Raw genomic sequence first — 21,239 nt, 5'->3', positions numbered from 1 at the left:
TAAGGCAGACGTTTAAAGACGACTTGGCTAAAGGCTCCATACAAGGCGACCACAACCGCGTTATATCCGCGCGTTTAACCGAGAGATTTAAAGAGCATGGCATTGTCGGTCATCGCACCACAGACGGAAAAATGCTGCCTATTGATTTTTATGCCAGCACGGTTGTGCGTACCAAGCTGAGAGACGCCAACACAAAAGGCGCCGTCAATCGCTACACTGAAAACGGCGTTGAGCTGGTCAAAATAAGCGGACAGGGGCAAACGTGCCAAGTGTGTGCTAGGTACCAGAACATGGTCATTAGTCTCACTGGTAATCATGATGGATTTGCGTCCATTGACGACGAGGGCATACGCCTTCCGCCGTTTCATCCTAACTGTCGCTGTACCTGTCGGCCGTATGTCCTTGAGTATAAGACGGACGAGGAAATCCAGGAGGAAAAAGACCGTTGGAAAGCCTTTAATCCGGCCAAAGACCCGCGAACACCAGCTCAAAAGAAAGCGTATGAGCGGGAACAAAAGCTTCGCGCCCAGCGTAATGCAGAAAAGAAGCAATACGCTGAAATGGTCATGTTGCTAGGGGACGAAGCACCGAAGACGTTAGGCGCCTTCCGTCGCATGAAGAAAGCGAACACGCTTAATTTCCGCGAGAAAAAGGCGCAAATGAGAGAAATCAAAAGAGAAGTCAAAGCTGCTACATCGTAGGGGCTTTTTTGTCGTGTCAAACCGTGCTGTGACGTTAAACATGTACGAGATACGGGTTCGCACACCAGACGTGCAGTTGAAAGGGGAATGAATATGTTTGCTAAACCGTTGTTTAATAAAGATTCGTTGCTAATGACGTTTGATTTACAATACTTTGCTGAGGATGACGATAGTGGTTCAGAAGGCGATAACGACGACAATGGCGCGCCAAGTCTCGATGAATTGCTAAAGAACCCTGAGTTCAAGAAACAGCATGAATTATTTATCAAAAAGACATTGGCAAAACGAATGAAAAAGTTCGAGGGCGTTGACCCAGAAGAGTATAAACGCCTGAAAGAAGCAGCGGAGCAAAAAGGCTCAGACAGCGACGAGGACAAGGACGACGAAACCGACTCGAAGTTGAATGAGCACGAAAAGCGTCTCGCCCGCGCTGAACGTAGGGAGAAAAGGGCAGCAATTAAAGAATACTCTATCGAGAAAGGTGTCAATCCGAAACTGGCCGCGAAGTTGATTGACATTGAATCAATTGAAATGGACGAAGACGGAGAACCCACGAATCTTGAAGAGTTATTCGAGGAATTGGAAGAAGAGTTTCCGGAGTTTTTCAAGGGGCAACAGGAAGAAGAAGACACGACTACTCAACGCGGCTACTTCCCTGGCGCCACTCAGAAAGGCAACAGCGGAACGAAAGGGAAAGACTCATACGATGTGGGTAAATCTGTATACGCCCGCATCCGAGAAAAACGCTATCCAAAGAAAGGGGAATAAAGCATGTCTTACACATTAAAGAACGGCCGTACAGAGTTTAGAGGCGGCATCAATATTTTGGCTTCCCGCCACCTGCAATGGACGGAACACGGCATCACTTTAGATGCCGAGAAAACAGGCAAAACATACTTGCCTGTCGGCACGCCTGTAGCGCGGAACCTTGAAACAGGGAAATACGAAGTGTACGCGGACGGTGAGGGCGGAGCAGCACCGGAGGGTTATGACGACTTTGCGCTCCTTAACATTGACGTGGAAGTCGATGGGGAAAACGATGTCATTATTGGCGAAGTGCTTATTAGAGCGTCCGTCTACGAAGCTAAATTACCGGATACAGTGACCGAGACTTTCAAAAAGCTCACTAGCCCACTTATCCGCTATGTCAAACACGTATAACGCCGTATGAGGCGTATTTTTTATGCTAAAAACAAGGGGGAAAACTTAAATGCCAGGCATTACACACTTAGAAGAATTTCAACAACCCGCACTACGTGCGCTTGTAGATGAGTCGGAAAAGGACACTCCACTAACATTAGTTGACCGTTTCCTGCCGACCGAAAACGTGTTCTCGCGTTCTTTTGCAGGCGACATCATCAAGACAAACAATTTTCTAGCTGGATACATCGGTAAAGGCTCAGAGCCGCCGACCATTGATCGAAATGAGATGGCTTCCTACATGGGCGAAATCGCACAGTTTGGTTTACAGGATATTGTCACTTATAGCGAAATTGAAGCTTTGCACGAGGCAAAGAACAACGCTCGTTATCAGGACGCTATCGAGCGTATTACTGTTCGCGCTCTAAACGTTGTAGACGCAACGCGCCGTTTGATTCAATTGGCAAAGTCAGAAGTGTTGTTCAAAGGTGAGCTTTCGCACAATCGCAACAAAATCAAGTTTGACTTTGATTTTGGAATCCCTGACGAAAATAAGGTAGCTCTTACTCCCGATAACGATTTTGATTCCGCAGATTTTGACGTTCTTGGCTTTTTGTTGGAGCAAGTGGCTGCTTACGTTGAGTTAAACGGACAGAAACCAGAAGTGATGCTCATTTCTTACGAAATTCTTAACCGTCTATTGTCCAATAGCCAAATCATTATCGAGTCAGGGCGCCCTGTAGGATCGAGACGCGCTTCTGCTGAAGACTTAACAAATGTACTAAAGAGCTTTGGGCTTCCTGATTTTGAAGTCGTGGAAAATCGGGTTATGACGTATAAAGACAACGAGACAAAGTCGATTATTCGAAACGAATTTATGCCCGCTAACCGTATCATCATGGCTTCTAGCGGTGCAGGGAAGTATCTGCTAGGCCCGACGCTTGAAAACAACTTCCAGCCAGGTATTTTACTAATGGCAGAAGACCAAAAAAAGCCGCTGCAATCTGTTGTTGAAACGGTCGGCGCTGGCTTCCCTGTGCTTGAAAATCCATTCCTTATCAAGCACTTGGATGTATTTACGCCATAGGAGGGTTTATATGGCTAAAGTAACTGTACGAGTACTAAACGCAATTGTAGACGGCAAAAGAAAAGGTGAGCGGTTGGACATTGAAGAAAAGTCCGCTGCTTATTTGTCGTCCATCGGTTATGTAGAGGTGATAAAAGATGCCGAAACCAAGCAAAGGAACACCAAAGGACATGCGGCTAAAAAGAAATCGCAAGAAAAAGGGCAGAAAAAAGAAGTAGGTGAATAGGATGGACCTTTCGAACGTCCGTGAATACCTATCGAAAATGCCCCTGACGGGCCAATATGACGCCCTAAGCGAGGAAGACAAGGATAAGTGGGTGTTTGGTGCTTACGAACTCCTGTCAACCCATTATCGCCCGAATCAAATCACTGCCCGCGCTGTCGCCTTGCAAGTGCTGTACATGCTGGAAGGTGAGGAAGAAGAGTATGCCAAGCTCAGGCGGCATGGCGTTACTGCTTTTTCTACCAACCGCGTGTCGGCGAGTCTGAACGGCAGCGCCATATCGCCAGAAGTAGAATCGCTTATCCGTGGCAAGGCGAGAGTGGGGCGGTTAATATGATGCCTCCTATGCGAGATCAAGTAACCGTCGTCACTACTCGCCTTGATGACAACGGAAACCCTGTTGTCGATGATCGTGGCCGTCCTGTCGCCCCTGATGAAACAACAACAAAAGCGCGTATCACATACAAAGTCAAAGTGGTACGTAATCGCCACGGGGTAGAGCAAACGACCAATGTCGAGTTTGACTTGCCGCCGGAAGTAATATTCGATTACGACTCCACTATCAGATACACCAATTCATTTGGACAAGAAGACAAAGCCGAAGTGGTAGCGTGGGAAGAATCCACGAACCTAAGCGGCTCCCGCGTCTTCTTTAGGACGGTGTACGGTGGCTAGACGCGACTTTATCAGCATCGAATGGAAAGGGTTAAAGGAGCTTGAAAAAGAGTTCAAGGCCATGCCCAAGAAGTTTGAGCGTGCTGCAATCAAGGAGCTAACCAAATACAGCTCATTGCTGGAGGAAGGTACAAAGGCGCTTGTCCATCACGACGAGGGAGACTTGGAAGACTCCATTTCATTCGACAAGGCGACGAAAAAGGGGCAGGGATTTGAGTTCGAGGGCGGTTCATCGTCCAAGTACGCGCTCAGGAGGCACTATGAGCCGTACAGAATGGGCGTACACGACAAAGTTGCTGGCGACAAGTACTATGTAGGCGGGAGAGGCCGAAGGACGCACAATAAGCCAGCATGGCGCGGAGAGAGGGCAGGGAGGCTGTACCTTGAACGCGCGATTCGTGTCACAGAGAAAGACTTCCAGAAGACAGGCGAACGTATCCTAGATCAAACCATTGAGAGGAGGGGGCGCAAGTGATTCAATCGTGGATGATGAAGGAGCTAAAGGATATAATCCCAAAGCTGACTTGGACATACGACAATTATTCATCACCAGACCACACCGGAACTGTATACAGCGAAGGTGGTTGGCCGCCGTCAGCGAGTGAAGTCATGATGCGTTACCCTAATTATCAAGTGTGGATACGTTCGTCAAATTGGGATTATGCGCAATATGCAGCTCATAAAACACTAGAACACTTTCACCGCATGGGAATTGATAAAAACTTCAATATTTCAATTGACGACGGGATAGAGACAAAAGTCTATCGCGTTTTTTCAATTCTTGCTGCACAAGACCCCATTCAGATAGGTCCAGAAAACGACATAATGCGATGGTCAATTAACTTTGACGCAACGATATTACAAATTAAGGAGGAACACTTTAATGCCGGAATTTAACCCTTTAGAAATCCCGTTTGGCCCAGCTACTTATATCTTAGACGAAGGGCTTGAGACGGAGCTTAGTTTTGACGGCGTAAATGAAATGCAAAACGAGGGTGGAGAGTTAACCCTTACACCAGAAACCGAGGACATCGTTATCCTCGATTACGGCAATACAGCATACGACAAACGTTTGGTAGGTTGGGAAGCGGAAGTGGTAATCTCTGCTGCTAGACAAACATTAGAGATTATGCATGCTGCAATGTCTTTTGCTAACCCGATCATGAAAGATGGCAAGATTGTTGGTTTGCAAGATGCGCCAATCGGTTCTTCCGCTCGATTGAAAGGGCGTACTCTTACTATCCGCCCGCGTAATGCAAAAGACAGATCAACTGACATCTTTTTGTTCAAAGTGGTTGCTTCTGGCGAGTTTACGCGCTCTTACGGAAACGAGCAAGGTAACGTGCCTTTAACGTTGTCTGTTTTGCCTAAAGATGGCGCAGACCCGACAAAAGACGGGAACTACTTCCGCATTGGTGGGGTGGAAGAAGACAACGGAGACGATACTCCCAGTCCAACCCCCGAAGACTAATCTGGGGGAAGGAATGAGTTCTAGCAGCCCTGTGCTGCCTTTTGTTTTTCATAAGGAGGAAGAATAATGCCAGAGTCCGATAAACAGTTAATCTACACACGGATGTTCGGTTCTTATGCGGCTTTGCCGCAGTTTTATGATGTGGACGGCAATCCGGTTGTCATTTCAACTGACAACCCTTTGCCAGTAAGCTTTTCCGGTTTTGAAGGAGGTAGCGGAAGCAATATGCGATTTTTATTTGGGGAGACAGCACCTACAAACGCAGATGGACAACCAGGCGATGTTTATTTAAATACATCTAACGGAGATTTTTACCAGAATCAAAATACCGAGTGGGTGAAAATCGGCACGTTAAAAGGGCCTCCTGGTAAAGATGGCGAAGACGGTGAGGATGCCGTTATTGAAGATCATTCAATTTTAAACAAACACCTTGCCGACAACTGTGTAAACTCAAGGACCATTGGTACAGGTAGTGTATTTTTAGCCAATCTAAACTCTGAGGTCAAAGCTATTCTTGACGGTTTGCAAGCGCAGATTGACGAGTTAAAACCAGAAGAAACAGAATAAAACATTCAGGGGCTTCGGCCCCTTTACTATTGGGAGGAACAGAAATGACAACAGTTAACTTAAACATAAAAACTGACGACGGCGTGGAGCAAATCAAACACAAAATAGAAGCTATCGGACTTATTCAACTCGAAAAAAGCATGCGTGTTGTGAAAGAAATATTCGATGTACTGAAAAATGATGAACAATTGCTTGATGTAGTAAATGATTTATTTGAAGAAGCTGAAAACATGACAGATGAACAGTTGGTTCAAGGTCTTGTGGGTTCGTTTGAAACTCTAACTGTTCGATTGCCGGAGAAAGCAGTTGAGCTACTTTCTATTTTGAGTGACATTGACATTGATACACTTCGCGCACAAAAAGTCATGGATGTGTTTGATATATTTGAAGCTGTCATCGAAGAAAATGACGTAGAGAAGTTGATTAAACGTGCAAAAAAGTCTTTGAGCGTCGCGAAGACGGCGTTCAAGTTCCTCAAGAAAGAGAAGGAAGAGACGAAAGAAACGGCAGTCGAATCAGCTTCTTAGAGGCATTCGGCTACAAACTCTCTTCCAAATTAGGGGGATATTCCGAGATTAAACGAATCCCTGCTGTTACTCTACTTGGCTTTTTGGATGCGGTTTTAACCGAGGATGAACAACAAGCTGAACACGAAAGACAGAAAATGTACATTGAGTATTTGATGATGGTACATGCTCGCTCGCCTCAGTCTGATAAAGAGCAAAAAGCTCAACGGAAATTCGCGGAGGAGTTAAAACCGAAAGACTTTAAGAAACCTAAGAAAAGCAATAAAGCCAAAGTTTACAAATGGGATACTGCATTACTAGAAAGATTAAAAGCAAGGCAGCAACAAGACAGACAAAGAGATGCATAGTCTTTTTTACTATATTTCCGTATAATGTTGTTAACATATACGGGGGTGTTTTTATGGGAGAAAAGAACTTTTTCTCAAAGCTTTTTGAAGGTGATGAACGTCAAAGAGGGCTTAACGAATTACAAAAACAATTAAATGATCTATATAAGGTAAAAAGTGACAGGTTACTTAGCATCCAAAAAAAGGGTTATGAGCTTAAAGACAAACTAAAAAAAGCAGAACACGAAGAAAAGGAATCTATTATACTGCTTATTGAGGATTTAAAGAAGGAAAAAGAACAAATCAAAGAGCAGTATAAAATAGATAAGGCTAACAAGAAAAAAGAAATAGAGTCATACAAGGAGGAAACGAAACGCCTTGCATGGGAGAAGGAAAAACAAAAGCTGATAGAAAAAGGTTACTCAGATAGCGAAATTGAGGAAGAGGAAAAACAATGGAACAAGTCATTGTTACAAAAACTTGATGATAGCTTGAGTAAAGGGCAATCCGCTGAACGTCGCCGCCCGTTCGGTTCTGTAAAACTCGAACATCTCGGCGGGCATCCTAAACTAAGAAAAGGAAAAGTAACCATAAGAGCAGGAAAGGAACCAGGAACGCTCCAGTTTGGCAGCAAAACAGTGACCGTCATTGGTATGGAGTGGATGGAGAAAGGCAAACGCTCTGGTGGAAAGGCGGCTGCTGGTGCTCTTGTGGGTGGTCTAATCACTGCCCCGGTCACATGGGGGGCTGGTGCAATTGTAGGGGCCGCGATAGGAGGGCGAAGGAAAGATGATTCCGTCGTCGCAGTTGCCTTTACTGAAGATAATATAAATTACACAATGTATTTAAAAGCAGAAGCAAATGAATATCAGAAGTTGTGCAAACTTCTAGCGTAAAGCATCCCGGCTGTGGGGTGCTTTTTTCTGTGCCCTGAAAGGAGGTTAGGGATGTCTAAGTCAGTACGCGAGTTAAGAATGATTGCATCTTTGCAAGCGCGAGGGTTTCAAGCGGGAATTAAATCCACCGTGAAAAACCTACGAGAACTGAGGAAAAGCGCTGAAAGTAATGCAAAAGGGCTTAACCAGACCAATGCAGCTACAAGAACCGTAACCCGTACGCTCAAAGGCACTGATGGGCAAATGAGAACCGTCACTGCACGTATGCAAAATATGAGCAAAACCGGACGTATTGCATCCGCTCAAACGGTTACTCTTGCTAACAGAACAAACGAGTTTGGTAAAACGCTTAAAGGTGTAAATGGTCAGGTTCGTTCGTTTGGAACTATGACTGCAAGCCAGTATCAAAACATCGCGCGTCAAGGCTCTATAGTTGCTAGGTCTGTTCGCAACATGTCATCAGACACAAACCGATCATTTCAGCAGATGGGCAGGTCAACTGATGGCTATACGAGAAAATTCATTCAAGCGATGCGCGATAATGCTAAATCCACACAACAAGTAAATAATTCAGTGCGGACTATGGGAACACAGGGCGTAACGCACACCAACGCCTTATCTCGTTCTATCTCCAATATGCGTAATCCGCTAGCACAAGTTGTTCGAGCTAACGACAATATGGCTCGCAATTTCAGCAAAAACGCATCAGGAAATATTCAATATACGAATGCGGTTACGGCAGCTATCAGGAACATGCGCAACCCTTTAAATGACGTTACCTTGTCCACATCTGTAATGAGTAGACAATTTCAGTCCTTCGGTTTGCAAGGGCAGAAGTCCGTCCAAAATGTCAGCAGGCAGTTGGAACAAACCAGTTCAAAAGCGCCCGCACAGCTAGGTAATGTCCAAAGAGCTGCAAACGGAGTGACAAACACCATTAATAACATGGGGTCTGGCATTTCCGGATTCCGTTCTGCGGTAAAAAGTATTGTCTCTCCTGTGATGAGCGCGACAGGGACAATCAAAAAAAATATAACCTCTGGAATAATCATGCCATTCAGAGAGGCGACAGGAGTCGTCAAAGGCTATGCTGCCGCTCTTGGCTTGCTGAGTGCTGGAGCGCTCGGAAATACAGGTATGGGGCGCTTGAGTGCTATTGAAAACTCAAGAGTATCTCTTGAAGTAATGATGGGAGACGCAGAAAAGGCACAAAAGTTCTTGGACGAAGTTCTGGATTTTGCTAGAACTACACCATTTGCTTTCCCCGACTTAGCCGCCAGTGCAAGGAACTTAGTGGCATTTGGGATGAATGCGAAAGATGTTGTGCCGACTCTAAAAGCTATTGGTGATGCTGCCGCGGGAGCTGGTAAAGGTTCGGAAGGTCTAAACATGATCGCTTCTGCATTTGGTGACATCCAAGTCGCTGGTAAATTAGGGATGGACCAAATCAACCGTTTAGCGTCCAACGGTGTGCCAGCTTTGCAAATACTAGCCAACCAAGCTGGAATATCAGCCGAAGAAATGCGCAAGAAGATTTCTGACGGTTCGATTGGTGCAGAAGAAGCAATCAAAGGCTTAGTCAAAGGAATGCAAGAAGGTACAAAAGGCGTCGCCGGAAACACCGCAGCAATGGGCGGCCTGATGGAGCGGATGAAGGATACTTGGACGGGTTCTGTTGACTCTATGAAATCCTCTATTTCGTCCACAATGGCAACGTTGCTAGAGGACGCCAAACCGCATATTCAAGACTTTATGGCGTTTTTTGCGTCTTCATTTTCTAAGCTTCCTGATTTATTCAACTGGATTGGGGAATCATCACGGAAGGGCTTGGGCATAGCGGCTGAATGGTTGGATAAGGTGACCGGAAACACAGGGCTGTTCACAAAGACGCTCGGCAACACAGTGAAAGAAACAAGCATTTTCGGTGACAGCATATCTGATGAAACCCAAAAAGCTGTTGGCGGTTTTATGGACCTTTATAACGATTCTGTTAATTATATGAATCAAATGAAGTGGGGAAATCAAACCGTAACAGATGAAATGGCAAAAGAAATTTCTGGCCGTTTTCATCGGATGAAGGACGAAGTAATTGGAGCCTATGACGAACAAGAAACTAGAACCCTAGAATCTATGCAATCTCTTTTTGAAAACTCTAAACGTTACTCTGAAAAAGAGCAAAAAGAGTTGTTAGAGAAAACAAAGGAAGGCTTTGAACAAAGACGACAGTCGACCGAGGATGCTGCAAAAGAAATCGAAGCTATCTACAAGCAGGCAGCGGATGCGAACATTGAAATAACTGATTATCAGCAGAAGCGCATAAACGAATTGCAAGAAACGATGAAAACAAACGCCGTCTCTGCTTTATCCACGACATCGCAAGAATCCATCGCCATTTTAGAGGCGATGAATGAGCAATCTAGTGAGTTATCGGCCCAACAAGCGGCGGAGGTCGTCAAAAATAGCAAAGCACAACATGACGAAGTTGTGGCCAACGCCCAATCGCAATATGAGGAGCAAGTCGCTGCTATCATTATGCAACGCGACGAGCTTGGCACCATTTCAAGAGGCCAGGCGGCAGAAATGATTAGCGAAGCCCGTAAGCAAAAAGAAGGCGTAGAAATGGAAGCCAAAGGCTTGCATGACGCAGTTGTGACGAGTGCTAAAGAAGCCGCGGGAGAACATGTAGGAGTTGTTGATTGGGAAACAGGGGAAATCCGAAATCGTTGGGAGCAACTTGCTTATGTAATGCAAGGACTTGCTGCTGGTGATATGAGCGTTTTAGAAGCGCTTGGAATGAACCCTGAACAAATCGAGAAAATCCAAAAATTCGTCGACACGATAAAAGGTAAGTTTAATGAACTTACTACAGCTATCGTTGGTTTTGCAATGATGATGTGGCAAGGAATGCAAGACTTTTGGAGTTGGCTAGAACCTTATGTCATGCCTATTTTAGAGAGAATAGGGGACTTTTTCGGAGAAACCTTTAACAAAATTAAAGAATTCATACAAGGTGATGGAAAGCAAATATTAGACGCTGCCCAAAATTTGTTTATGGGAATTATGGCGGTGGTTGATTTTGTTATGCCATTCGTTAAGTTTTTGGTCGAAACCGTTTGGGGTTCAGTGGAAAACGTAATAAACGGCGCATTAAACTTTATCATGGGATTGCTTAGGGTTTTCTCCGGCCTATTCACCGGAGATTGGAGCAAGATGTGGGAAGGCATAAAAGGTTTGGTAATGGGTGCGGTAGAACTTGTTTGGGGGATTATTAACCTTACCTTTTTCGGTCGTATCGTCAAGGGTGCTTTGGGCTTTATCAAGTCATTTTGGAGCATTATCACAGACCTTTGGAAAGTTGTGGTTGAGTTATTCAAAGGAGGCGTTGGTGGGGCGTGGACAGCCTTAAAAACAGCTTGGAATAACATTTGGACGTTCACTAAAAACACATTTAATGCCATTTGGAATTTCTTAAAGAGCGTATGGGATGGCATTAAAACAGTATTCAATGTGGTGGTTACCATTTTTAATATTGTAAAAAATGGGTTTAACCGCGTCTGGAACACAACGAAAAGCATTTTCTTGGCAGTATGGAATTTCCTGAAAAATACTTGGAATAACATTTGGGGAGCAATTCGAGAATTTGTATCACGTATTGTTACTAACATCAGTTCCGGGTTTAACACAGCTAAAAACACGATCTCAAGAATCTTCTCGGCAGTCTGGTCATTTATTAAAAAAATCTGGTCCTCGATCTGGGGAAGCATTCGTGATTTTGTAGCCAGAATCGTAAATGCGATTAAAACCAGATTTACCGAGTCGTGGAATACCATTAAAAGCATTTGGAACCGAGTCTGGGGATTTGTGAAGGACATCTGGGGAAAAATTTGGGGTTCTATCAAAGATCGTGTCGATAGAATTTTCAATGGGATTCGAGATGGTTTTAACAAAGCGAAAGATAAGGTGTCTACCATTCTCGGTGACATGTGGCAGGCGGTTAAGGATAAGTTTAATGACATTGTCGATATAGCGAAAGGTCTTCCTAAGCGAATTGGCGATGGCATTGGTAATATGGCCAGCAAGGTAATGGAAGGCTTAAAGAAAGTCAGCAACAAAATGCTAGAAGGTCTTGCCTTTGGCGTTAACGGTGTTATCGGTGGTGTTAACTGGGTACTCGATAAAATTGGCGTGGACGAAAGTAGCCAATTAAAAGAGTGGGAACCAAAATATTACAAAGACGGAACAAAAGGGCATCCGGGCGGTCCGGCTGTTGTCGGAGATGGCGGAATGTCTGAATTGATTGCGTACCCAGACGGGAGCTTTGCGCTATCCCCTGACACAGACACGTTGGTAAACTTGCCGCGTGGTACATCTGTATTGAGTGGGCCAGAGACAAAAGAATTCATGAGCCAAGTGCCGATGTATAACAACGGTGTTGGCCCATTCGGAAAAGTCTGGAATGGCATGAAGAGTCTCGGAGGAAAAGCGATTGACGCTGCTAAGTCTGGTATTGGCGCTTTGAAAGATAAAGCGTCCGAGATTTGGGACTGGGCAGCAGGCGGAGCCAAAAGCCTTGTGGATAAAGTGTTGAAAACCATGGGGGTAGAAGCCCCGGACATGAACGGCGGATTCGGCGCTATTGCCAAAGGCGCGTATGGTTTTGCAAAGGATAAAATCGTGGATTTCGTCGGCAGCATGCTCCCAGGCTTTGGGGATGAAGGGGGAATCGCATTAAACTTCCCACCGCCATTCCGTATGACGTCTAAGTTTAATCCTAACCGTAAGCATCCGATCACGGGTAAGGTGCGGCCGCATAACGGAATTGACTTTGCTGCCCCAATTGGCACGAGAATTCCAGCCCAGGCAGGCGGTACAGTGTCCTATTCTGGCACAATGCGGGGCTATGGAAACATTGTCATTGTCAAAGGGCCTGGCGGCATGGAGTACCGTTACGCACACAACAGCAAAAACCTTGTATCTGTAGGCGACTCTGTTAAAGCTGGTCAAGCGGTTGCCCTTGTAGGTAGTACTGGACAATCGACCGGTCCGCATGTCCACTTTGAAGTAAGACGTAACGGCACACCAATCGACCCGCTAGGAGCGGCTAGTGGCGGTGGTGCATTTAAAGGCTCTGGCGCTAGTGGCATGGTGAAAACGTGGATTATGCAAGCAATCAATGCGACAGGCGTGCCAAAATCATGGCTTGAGCCTCTTGCTACCATTGCACAAAAGGAATCTGGTGGAAACCCACGGGCGATTAACCTCTGGGACAGCAACTACCGTCGTGGCACACCGTCTAAGGGTCTAATGCAGACGATTGACCCAACATTTAACGCCTACAAGAAAAAGGGCATGGACAACATCTGGAACCCTGTACACAACGCCGTTGCGGCTATCCGCTATATCGTTAAGCGATACGGTAGTGTGTTTGAAACGCCTGGTATCAAGTCTATGATGCGCGGCGGAGGGTACAAAGGGTATGCTGATGGCGCTATCGTCGATACGGCACAACTGGCCTGGATTGCAGAAGGCGGCTGGGCTGAATCGATTATCTCGCATGACCCTGGTAAGAGGGCGCGTTCTCGTGCCATTTGGAAAGAGACGGGCGATAATCTCGGATTTACCGACAGCGACAACCGCGTGGTCCAATTGCTACAAGAGCTTAACAGCCTAGTTGGTAATGGTTTTGCTGGTATACCAAAAGAGTTCGCTTTGCAAATGGATAGCAGGCAGGTGGGGTATATGGTTGAACCTCATGTCAGCCGTAGACAAGCGGAGCGCTCCACACACAGCAATATCATGAGGAAAGGGGGAAGAAGATGATTCTAACCGTTGAGCGTTTGAACGGCGAAAAATACGTGTTGAATGAGGAGTTAGGGCTTATATGCTCTGACTTCTTTTATGATTCCCCCTCGCCGATTACGGAGACATCGACAAGGCCTGGGGTGGACGGCTTTAATGATCTTGGCACTACGTATGACGGGCGTACCTTGTACGCTCGTTTTTATTTGGTAGGGGCCAACAATTATCATTATGCGATGTTGCGACATCAAGTATTTAAGTTGTTTGATAGTCGTGAGGAATTTTACATCTACAGTGACGAGGAATCACGAAAAAGGTGGCGCGTGAAATGTGCGTCCTCTTATGCAATTAACCGGATTGCGGGACCGCTAGGTGAATTTGAGGTGCCGTTTATATCCAAAAGTCCCTATGCCGAGTCGTTAGGGACGCTACAGCACGACTTTACATTTGCGGAAGATGTTTGGGCATTTGCTCAAAACATCCCGCTCAAAACGCCGCTCAAGTACGAATACACGATCAGGCGCTTTTCTATCTGGAATTTAGGGGACACGACGATAGACGGGCGGCATCATGATCTAAAAATCTTTTATACAGGTGCAAGCAAGAATCTTACGATTACCAACCACACGACAGGGGATGTCTGGCGTTACGACGGTACGACAAATGCGGGGGATACGATAGCGCTGGACGGGGTTTTTGCTCGTAAAAACGGCGACACCATCTTCGGGCAGACGAACCGCAAGGTGATGACTTTAGCGGTTGGCGAGAATGAGTTTCAGCTTGCAGGAACAAGCGGGAAATTCAAGATACAGTTTGATTTCCGCTTCCTGTATCTATAGGAGGGAAGCCATGAGTATTTACGACCCAATTAACGATCAAATAGGGCCGAAGATTTACGAAACCCTACTCCACATTAAGGAGTTAAGGGACTTAGCAGAAAAAGCCAAATACCGATCATTACGGGCTGAGGAATTGGCGCGTATATCGGAAATGGAATCAAAGATTACGCGTAAGCAAGTTAAGGCGGCGCTGGAGGCAGGCGACCAACTAGAAGAAGTGAAAATGCTTCGGGTTGACCCGCAAACTGGCGAAACCTTTGACACGGCTGCTGACATGTTTGCGGCGTATCAGCAACGGACCAAAGAGAAAATTGACAAGATGCAGGCGCAAATATTGAGGGAAGTGCATGTCGATGACTATGGGGCTGTGCCGGATGGCGTGACGGATTCCACCGAAGCGTTTAAAAAAGCGTTCGGCGATGGAAACGTTAAAGTGCACATGTCTGCTGGTGTGTATCGGGCAAGCATTAAAGCGCCGCGCGACTCAATCCTGGTTGGGCAGGGAATAGACGTCACATATGTTAAATTGCCAGATGATGCACCTGTTGACTCTTATGTCGTTACCAATGCCGACCATGTAAGCGGTGAGTCCCAAAACATACACTTGTACGACTTTACTGCCGATTGGAATGCGTCGCGCTATCCAGAAGAAGGGCGCCCGTCAGCGGCTGGGGGATACAAGTCGTCTGGAGTCGTGTTTGCTGGAGCTAAGTTTTGTTCAGCCACACGCGTAAAAGCCAAAGACTGTTTGCTGCACTGCTTCGATGTAACGGCAGGAAACGCCGAACAAGTGTACTTTTACGACGGCGACAAGGTGATGGACGTTAATCCGGCATCAAAGAACCCGTCCGAATATATCATGCTTACGGACTGTATTGCAGATGGCCATGGGGATGACGGCTTTACCACACATCACAGTAACTATTTGTTTATTGATAGCTGTTTTTCAACTGGCGCCACCAACTATCTGGACATTGGTCACAAAAATAGCAACGGTTTCGAGATGGATGACGGCTCGCGCTTTGTCTTTGTTAGTCGATGCGTGTCCAAAGAAAATACGCGCGGTTATGAGGTAAAAGGACATGAGTATTCTCTAGCAGGAGCAAACATTCATTTTACCGACTGCATAGACATCGGTTCTGTAATCGGCTTTAACTTCCGCCACATGGGACACTACGGCAGCGAGGGGCAAGAGCCATCCGTTTCCGCAAAAGACATTACAATGACCAATTGTGTATCCCTATTCCCACAACGCAGATCATGGGGAGGGGACACAGACCCGCGCGCGCTGTTTGTATCGTCCTATATGGGCGTTAACATTCAAGGCTTTGAGGCAATCGGCGACGAGAATTTTGACGGCGAATTTGTCATCGAGTTTGCGCGCGAAAGCGGTCAATACAACTTGAGCAATGTGATTGTCAGAGGGTTTACAAAAGCCACTTATGACCTGATGGTGAGAGGTGGCGGGCGCCGTGTGGACAGCGTAAACGTGTCAAACTTTATCGCACGGGACAGCGCGAAAAATGGTATCTATGTGGGCGGTTCGGGCTTGGAAAATGCCCATCTCGTTAATATCCAACTACACGGCCGTGATGTAGCAGGCTCTGTCGGAATCACCTTAGCCAATAATCAAACTTCCGTCTTGCTTGCCTATGCAGACCGATACGCCAAAGCAGGCAGCATTGCGGGTGAGTTAACTGACGACTTCCCAAATTTAATGCGTCAAAACACAAAAATTTCATCAGGTGCGGGCGTGCCGCGTGGTTCAAACACTTCACTTATTTCAACAAGCGGCGGTGCGTGGACAAGTGAGAGTGGCTTTAACAACGTGGGTATAGGCAGCTCTGGCGGTCCACACATCTCAGGTAGCAACTCATTTGTTTTAGGTACATCTCAAGGCTCGCGAGCCGAAGGTGACCGTACAGGGGTAATCGCTTCGCAAAACTCACGCGCACAAGGTACAGCATCCCTTGTCCTTGCGTCTGGCTCAGTATTAAATAACGAAAACTACTGCATATCGATGGGAGCCGGAAACGGGGAACCATCAACCCGTAATGCGAAGATAAAGATGTACACTGCGCAAGGCAATCTCAGATATACGGGTACAAGCGAAGGCGGCAGCACGTTTAGTGACTACGCCGAGTACTTTGAGTCTGCCGACGGGAAGAAGATTGACACAGGTTATTTAGTTTCCTTAGTTGGCAACAAGATAAAGAAGGCTGACAAAGGCGAGGAAATTATAGGGGCTATATCAGAAACTGCTGGAACTGTACTAGGTTCGGCCGCTTTTGCGTGGCAAGATAGGTATTTAAAGAATGAATTTGGCGGCTACATTTATGAAAAACAAATCTTGAAAGAATACGACTTGGACGAAGATGGCAATCAGTTAGACACATATAAAGAGGTCTTGGTCGATATGCCGAAAGAAAATCCAGCATATAACCCACACCAAGAATATGAGCCACGTGAGGAACGTGACGAATGGCACATCGTTGGTCTGGTCGGGCAAGTCCATGTCCGTATTGACAGCACAGTTCAAGCAGGCGACCAAATCAGCGCTATTGGCGGTATTGGCACGAAGGACGCCGAGGGGCAATTTATTGTGATGAACATTACAACACCTTATAGCGAGGAAAAGGGCTACGGTGTTGCGGTTGTCTTTATCCGGTAAGGGGGGATTGGCATGCAGATGAAACAGTTTGACAGCCGACATGATGTACGATTAGTCATTCCAAAAGAATATCGGCTGTGGGAAGAGGCAGAAGTCCATTTTTTGATGGAAGATGCCTCTAAAAATCTGCTAGTGAATGACAAAGCCGATTATGTGAATAAAGAAACTGGCGAAGTAGTCTACAAGCTAAAAGAAGTAGACACAATGAAGCCAGGTTGTCACAAAGCTGTTTTCCGTATTAATTACGGCGATGGTACGACAATGAGTTTTCCGCAAAAAGGCTATATCGAGGTGCGCATAGAGCGGACGATTCATAATGGCCGCGACACGCACATCGTGGAAGAAATTGCGCTCAAAGTCTCGCTGATTGACCAGAAATTCGCTGATCTTGCGGAAGAAGTAGAAGAATGGCGCGAGAACGTAGCGGACGACGTGAAAGAAAAGGTCTATGACAATTTGGACATAGATCGTATCAGCAATATTGAAGTCATCGAAGCGCGTGGCGGTAAAAAAGATTTAAACGAACGCATCACTGGAATTGACGAAAAAGTCATTTCCCATATCGCGGACAAAAAGAATCCGCACGGAATAACCAAAAACGATGTTGGATTAGGTAACGTACCCAACTGGAGCGGAGCAACTCAAGCCGAAGCGCGAGCAGGGACAAATAACTCTAAGATCATGACTCCGCAGAGGACAAAAGAATCAATCGATACTTTTGCCAGCCAAGCGACAATTATCCCTGCACTATCTGCCAATACAACAGGTATTGATTACCCCTTGGGGCTGACCACGTTCATGCATTCGAACCTTGGTTACCCTACAAATCACGGTACAATATTTAACATTAAAGTGTCTAACTTACGATTTACACAATGGTATTTTCCTCATTCTATAAGACATGAGGAAATAGGGGCCTACTTTAGACATTTTTATGATGGTGACGGTTGGACTACTTGGCAGAAGGTAGAAACAACCGCGGAATCCATTCGACGTGTCAACCAAACTGGATGGGGGATTGAGCAAGCAAATGATGGAGCAGGTAGGATTGACGATTTGGATGCAATCACTAAATCGGGGCAATATTGGTTTACTGGCGCAGCAAAAGGAGCGCCGTGGACAGATAATGCAGGCGGAACACTCATTCATTTAATTTCGGGCAACATGGGAACTTTCGCAAACCAACTGGCTTTTGCCGATTCCAACAACCGATTATTTATGAGAAGAAAAACATCAGGAAGTTGGACTTCGTGGCAGCAATTAGAGACATCGGCGGAATCTCAAACAAAAGTCAATACCCATGCGAATAACAAAAATAACCCACATGGGGTTAACTCGCAGCAAGTAAACATCATATCTCCTAGAGCGGCAGACATACCAGGTTCCCAATACCCAACGGGAGTGACAATATTTGCTCAAAGTAACGGTCTAGACAATGGTTATCCAGAAAATTTGGCTGTTGTCGTAACGAATAGAGTAGAAGACTATAGAATGGTACAGACATGCTATAGGGCTAATACGGATTTAAATACGATGTGGATACGTAAATGGCGACCTGATCTACCAGGTACAGGATGGACTTCTTTTACACAGATGGAAACTGTAGATGGTGCCCAAGCGAAAGTAAATGCCCACGCCAACGATAAAGGCAACCCACATGGTGTCACAAAAGCGCAAGTTGGACTATCTAATGTAGATAACGCCAAGCAAGCGACAAAGGCTGAGTTTGATGCACATGTAAACAATAAAAGCAATCCACACGGAGTAACTAAGAGCCAGGTAGGTTTGGGTAACGTACAAAATTATCCTGTTGCAAGTCAGGCTCAAGCCGAAGCTGGCACACATACGGGTAGCTTTATGACGCCCCAAAGGACCAAACAAGCGTTTCAATCGTTTTCTAGCGGACCACTCAACTGGATTCGTGCCAGCTTACAATCGACGTGGACCCATTCGGGCAGTTGGCCAGTCCGCTATGCAAAGGATTCGACTGGCACCGTGTACATCGAGGGCAGCATGAACGGCGGCGCAATTGGTGGCGACCCTGCCATTGTTCAATTCACATTACCGCCTGGCTATCGTCCTGGGCAAACGTCTTACTTTTGGCTGGTAGGCAGTTCATCAGGTACCACTGGCGCGCAAGGGTTGCGTTGCTATTTAGGCGCCAATGGAAATTTCGTAATCCAGGACATGACTTGGCCTGGTGCCACACAATTCGTTGCCGTCAATATCGTGTTTAAGGCAGGCAACTAGGAGGGGGACAATGAGGCAGTTTTATAGGATAGATGATGACGGCTACTATATCGAGCCAATCGTTTTGGAATCGGTCGAAAATCCAAAGGGCGACACATACACCGACCCTGAGACAGGCCTTAAATATGATTTACCGCCCAACACGGTTATAGACTCTTTTCCAGACGGGTTATTCCGACCGCGGTTTGTCAATGGCGGATGGTTAGAAAGTGCGTCGGAGGAAGAGATTGAGAAATGGAAACAGCCGCACCAACCAGAGCCGCCAGCGATCGAGCTTATTGCCCAAAAATTGACCGATCAGGAGTTAAGCGATATGGAGCAGTGGCAATCCATCACCGATCAGGAAATCCGATTGACAGCATTGGAGGCGAATGCGAATGGAAGAAGTTAAAAGAAGCCCGCGCTTTGAAGACCTTAAAAGAAGATATGAAAAGAACTGGTGCAGAAAGGACCAGTTAAGGCGCTTTGTCGAACTTGAAGCACTTACGCCAGAGGAATATGAAATCATAACGGGCGAACCGTTTGATAATGGTGAAGACGATGAAACTGCCTGAACCGCTTGTATTACAAACCATGTCCGGTGTCTTCGAACCTCTTACAGACACTTATAATGTAGTGCATAAGGAAACGTCGGATGGTGAAAAGATGCTGTCTTTTTCTGTCGAAAAAACAGAGCGCAATGCAGCACTTTTTGACATGATCTTGCCAAAAGAAGTGATTCTCTTTGAAAATGAGCGTTATGTCATTGACCCATTCGACCACTCGCCAATTGGGATGACGAGCGAGAAGTCAGTCGAGGCGCGCCACGAAATTTTTGACATCCTGAAGGCAGAATATCAAACCAAGGAAACAACCGGGGCCTTGCGCATTCGAAAGGCGCTTGATCTTGCCCTAGAAAACACGGGTATCACCTATACCTTTGTTGGCGAGGACTTACCGAGCGAGGACTTTGAAAACTTCGGTAACTCAACCGCTTTAGACATGTTGCAGCAAATTATGAATCGATTTGGCTGTGAGTACCGGATAAGCGGAAGGCACTTGACTGTTGCTACAGAGATAGCCCGTTATACGGATGGTCAGGTGCGACACGGACACAATCTAAAGTCCATCAGCGAGCATCAAGACGGTACCGACATCATCACTCACATTGAGGGGTGGGGCCGGATTGATGAAGAAACGAACGAACCTGTTGTAAAAACGGTTTATGAGTCGGAGCATAGCGAGAAATACAAGGACGTTGCCACGGGAAAGAAGCGACTGTACAAGGCTTTTTTTCAGGATGACCGCTTTACCACGCAAGAGGGTATCGATGCGGAAGCGAAAAGGCGGGCGAATGGCGTCCCCAGCTACCACCTGGAGGTCGAATACGAGGAACTTGTCAAAAACGGCTTAAAGCTACACGATTTCCAGCTAGGCGACTATATTTGGGTAATCCACGAGGGGTTAAAGCTCGATATTCAAGCTCGAATCATATCAGTCGAGCGCTATCCATACGAACACCGAAGCCCGGTCATTGAACTTGGGTCTTTTCGTCGTGACATCACGGAAAAGATCACCGAGATCGAAGAAGCGGGCAAGGAGATAAACAAGGTATCTACATCTGTTGCCATCGCCCGCCAAACTGCCCAACAGGCAAGCGAGGTCGCTAGGTCAGCCCAAGAAAGCGTAGGCGGAACCAATCAGACGCTTAGTCAACATTTGAGTGACAATATTCGACATGTAACGGATATGGAACGGTTTAATTGGAATAACAAAGCTGACAAAGGTGAGAGCGCCCAAGACGCTGCCTGGGCGCTGAATGAGGCTCGTAAATACACCGACGAGCAAGTCAAGGTGGTAATGGACGAAAATACAGCCTTGCGCGCTCTCTATCAAGAACTGAAAGACAGATTAGATAGATTAGACCCACAAACATAAGAAAAGGACATAGGAGGGGGAAGATGTCGCAGGAGGCGGTCAACGTGCATGAAACGTTAGAAAACCACGAAGTGCGCTTACAATCCTTAGAGGCGTACAGGGTGGAGCAAGAACGGATGAACAATGAAATACGAAATCAGCTTACAGCAA

At 46.2% G+C, this 21,239-nt stretch carries 21 protein-coding genes; all 21 read left to right on the top strand.

The window, feature by feature from the left end:
- Positions 1-701, top strand: a 701-nt coding sequence (locus N6H06_RS22530; protein ID WP_263708008.1) for a phage minor capsid protein, incomplete at its 5' end; no start/stop codon positions are given.
- Positions 702-794: 93 nt separating this feature from the next.
- Positions 795-1,469 carry a phage scaffolding protein gene (locus N6H06_RS22525; protein WP_263708007.1) on the top strand — a complete coding sequence of 225 codons (675 nt, stop codon included), beginning with the start codon at positions 795-797 and terminating at the stop codon, positions 1,467-1,469.
- 3 nt (positions 1,470-1,472) lie between these two features.
- Positions 1,473-1,862 (top strand): hypothetical protein, encoded by a 390-nt coding sequence (locus tag N6H06_RS22520; RefSeq protein WP_263708006.1) that lies wholly within the window; start codon positions 1,473-1,475, stop codon positions 1,860-1,862.
- Positions 1,863-1,911: 49 nt separating this feature from the next.
- Positions 1,912-2,928 (top strand): major capsid protein, encoded by a 1,017-nt coding sequence (locus N6H06_RS22515; RefSeq protein WP_263708005.1) that lies wholly within the window; start codon positions 1,912-1,914, stop codon positions 2,926-2,928.
- Between the two features lie 10 nt (positions 2,929-2,938).
- The gene (locus N6H06_RS22510; protein WP_263708004.1) at positions 2,939-3,154 is read left to right on the top strand and encodes a hypothetical protein; all 216 of its coding nucleotides are present in this window, start codon (positions 2,939-2,941) and stop codon (positions 3,152-3,154) included.
- Between the two features lies 1 nt (position 3,155).
- Positions 3,156-3,488: a hypothetical protein gene (locus N6H06_RS22505; RefSeq protein WP_263708003.1), complete on the top strand. Its 333-nt coding sequence runs from the start codon at positions 3,156-3,158 to the stop codon at positions 3,486-3,488.
- On the top strand, positions 3,488-3,826 hold the full coding sequence (locus N6H06_RS22500; protein ID WP_263708002.1) for a hypothetical protein: 339 nt from the start codon (positions 3,488-3,490) through the stop codon (positions 3,824-3,826). Before N6H06_RS22505 ends, N6H06_RS22500 begins: the two co-directional genes overlap by 1 nt.
- Complete coding sequence (locus tag N6H06_RS22495; protein WP_263708001.1) at positions 3,819-4,301, top strand: hypothetical protein; 483 nt, start codon at positions 3,819-3,821, stop codon at positions 4,299-4,301. The genes N6H06_RS22500 and N6H06_RS22495 overlap by 8 nt, the downstream gene beginning before the upstream one ends.
- Entirely contained in the window at positions 4,298-4,723 is a 426-nt protein-coding gene (locus tag N6H06_RS22490) for a minor capsid protein (protein ID WP_263708000.1), read from the top strand. Before N6H06_RS22495 ends, N6H06_RS22490 begins: the two co-directional genes overlap by 4 nt.
- The gene (locus N6H06_RS22485) at positions 4,710-5,297 is read left to right on the top strand and encodes a hypothetical protein (RefSeq protein WP_263707999.1); all 588 of its coding nucleotides are present in this window, start codon (positions 4,710-4,712) and stop codon (positions 5,295-5,297) included. Before N6H06_RS22490 ends, N6H06_RS22485 begins: the two co-directional genes overlap by 14 nt.
- 66 nt (positions 5,298-5,363) lie before the next feature.
- Positions 5,364-5,864 (top strand): collagen-like protein, encoded by a 501-nt coding sequence (locus tag N6H06_RS22480; protein ID WP_263707998.1) that lies wholly within the window; start codon positions 5,364-5,366, stop codon positions 5,862-5,864.
- Between the two features lie 44 nt (positions 5,865-5,908).
- Positions 5,909-6,391 carry a hypothetical protein gene (locus N6H06_RS22475; RefSeq protein WP_263707997.1) on the top strand — a complete coding sequence of 161 codons (483 nt, stop codon included), beginning with the start codon at positions 5,909-5,911 and terminating at the stop codon, positions 6,389-6,391.
- 83 nt (positions 6,392-6,474) lie between these two features.
- Entirely contained in the window at positions 6,475-6,738 is a 264-nt protein-coding gene (locus tag N6H06_RS22470) for a hypothetical protein (RefSeq protein WP_263707996.1), read from the top strand.
- Between the two features lie 53 nt (positions 6,739-6,791).
- Positions 6,792-7,613: a hypothetical protein gene (locus N6H06_RS22465; RefSeq protein ID WP_263707995.1), complete on the top strand. Its 822-nt coding sequence runs from the start codon at positions 6,792-6,794 to the stop codon at positions 7,611-7,613.
- Positions 7,614-7,664: 51 nt separating this feature from the next.
- Positions 7,665-13,433 carry a peptidoglycan DD-metalloendopeptidase family protein gene (locus N6H06_RS22460; RefSeq protein ID WP_263707994.1) on the top strand — a complete coding sequence of 1,923 codons (5,769 nt, stop codon included), beginning with the start codon at positions 7,665-7,667 and terminating at the stop codon, positions 13,431-13,433.
- Positions 13,430-14,251, top strand: coding sequence for a phage tail family protein (locus N6H06_RS22455; RefSeq protein ID WP_263707993.1), 822 nt, complete (start codon positions 13,430-13,432; stop codon positions 14,249-14,251). Before N6H06_RS22460 ends, N6H06_RS22455 begins: the two co-directional genes overlap by 4 nt.
- A gap of 10 nt (positions 14,252-14,261) precedes the next feature.
- A complete protein-coding gene (locus N6H06_RS22450; RefSeq protein ID WP_263707992.1) occupies positions 14,262-16,922 on the top strand; it encodes a peptidase G2 autoproteolytic cleavage domain-containing protein in 2,661 nt (886 codons plus the stop codon).
- A gap of 12 nt (positions 16,923-16,934) precedes the next feature.
- Complete coding sequence (locus N6H06_RS22445) at positions 16,935-19,172, top strand: pyocin knob domain-containing protein (protein WP_404830385.1); 2,238 nt, start codon at positions 16,935-16,937, stop codon at positions 19,170-19,172.
- Positions 19,173-19,182: 10 nt separating this feature from the next.
- A complete protein-coding gene (locus tag N6H06_RS22440; RefSeq protein WP_263707991.1) occupies positions 19,183-19,563 on the top strand; it encodes a hypothetical protein in 381 nt (126 codons plus the stop codon).
- Entirely contained in the window at positions 19,550-19,726 is a 177-nt protein-coding gene (locus tag N6H06_RS22435; protein ID WP_263707990.1) for an XkdX family protein, read from the top strand. Before N6H06_RS22440 ends, N6H06_RS22435 begins: the two co-directional genes overlap by 14 nt.
- A complete protein-coding gene (locus N6H06_RS22430) occupies positions 19,713-21,089 on the top strand; it encodes a phage tail protein (protein WP_263707989.1) in 1,377 nt (458 codons plus the stop codon). The genes N6H06_RS22435 and N6H06_RS22430 overlap by 14 nt, the downstream gene beginning before the upstream one ends.
- Positions 21,090-21,239 lie beyond the last annotated feature (150 nt).

The sequence above is a fragment of the Shouchella tritolerans genome (genome assembly GCF_025770735.1).
GTDB lineage: Bacteria > Bacillota > Bacilli > Bacillales > Bacillaceae_D > Shouchella > Shouchella tritolerans.
Note: the sequence above shows the minus strand (reverse complement) of the source record. Positions and strands in the feature narration are given on the sequence as shown.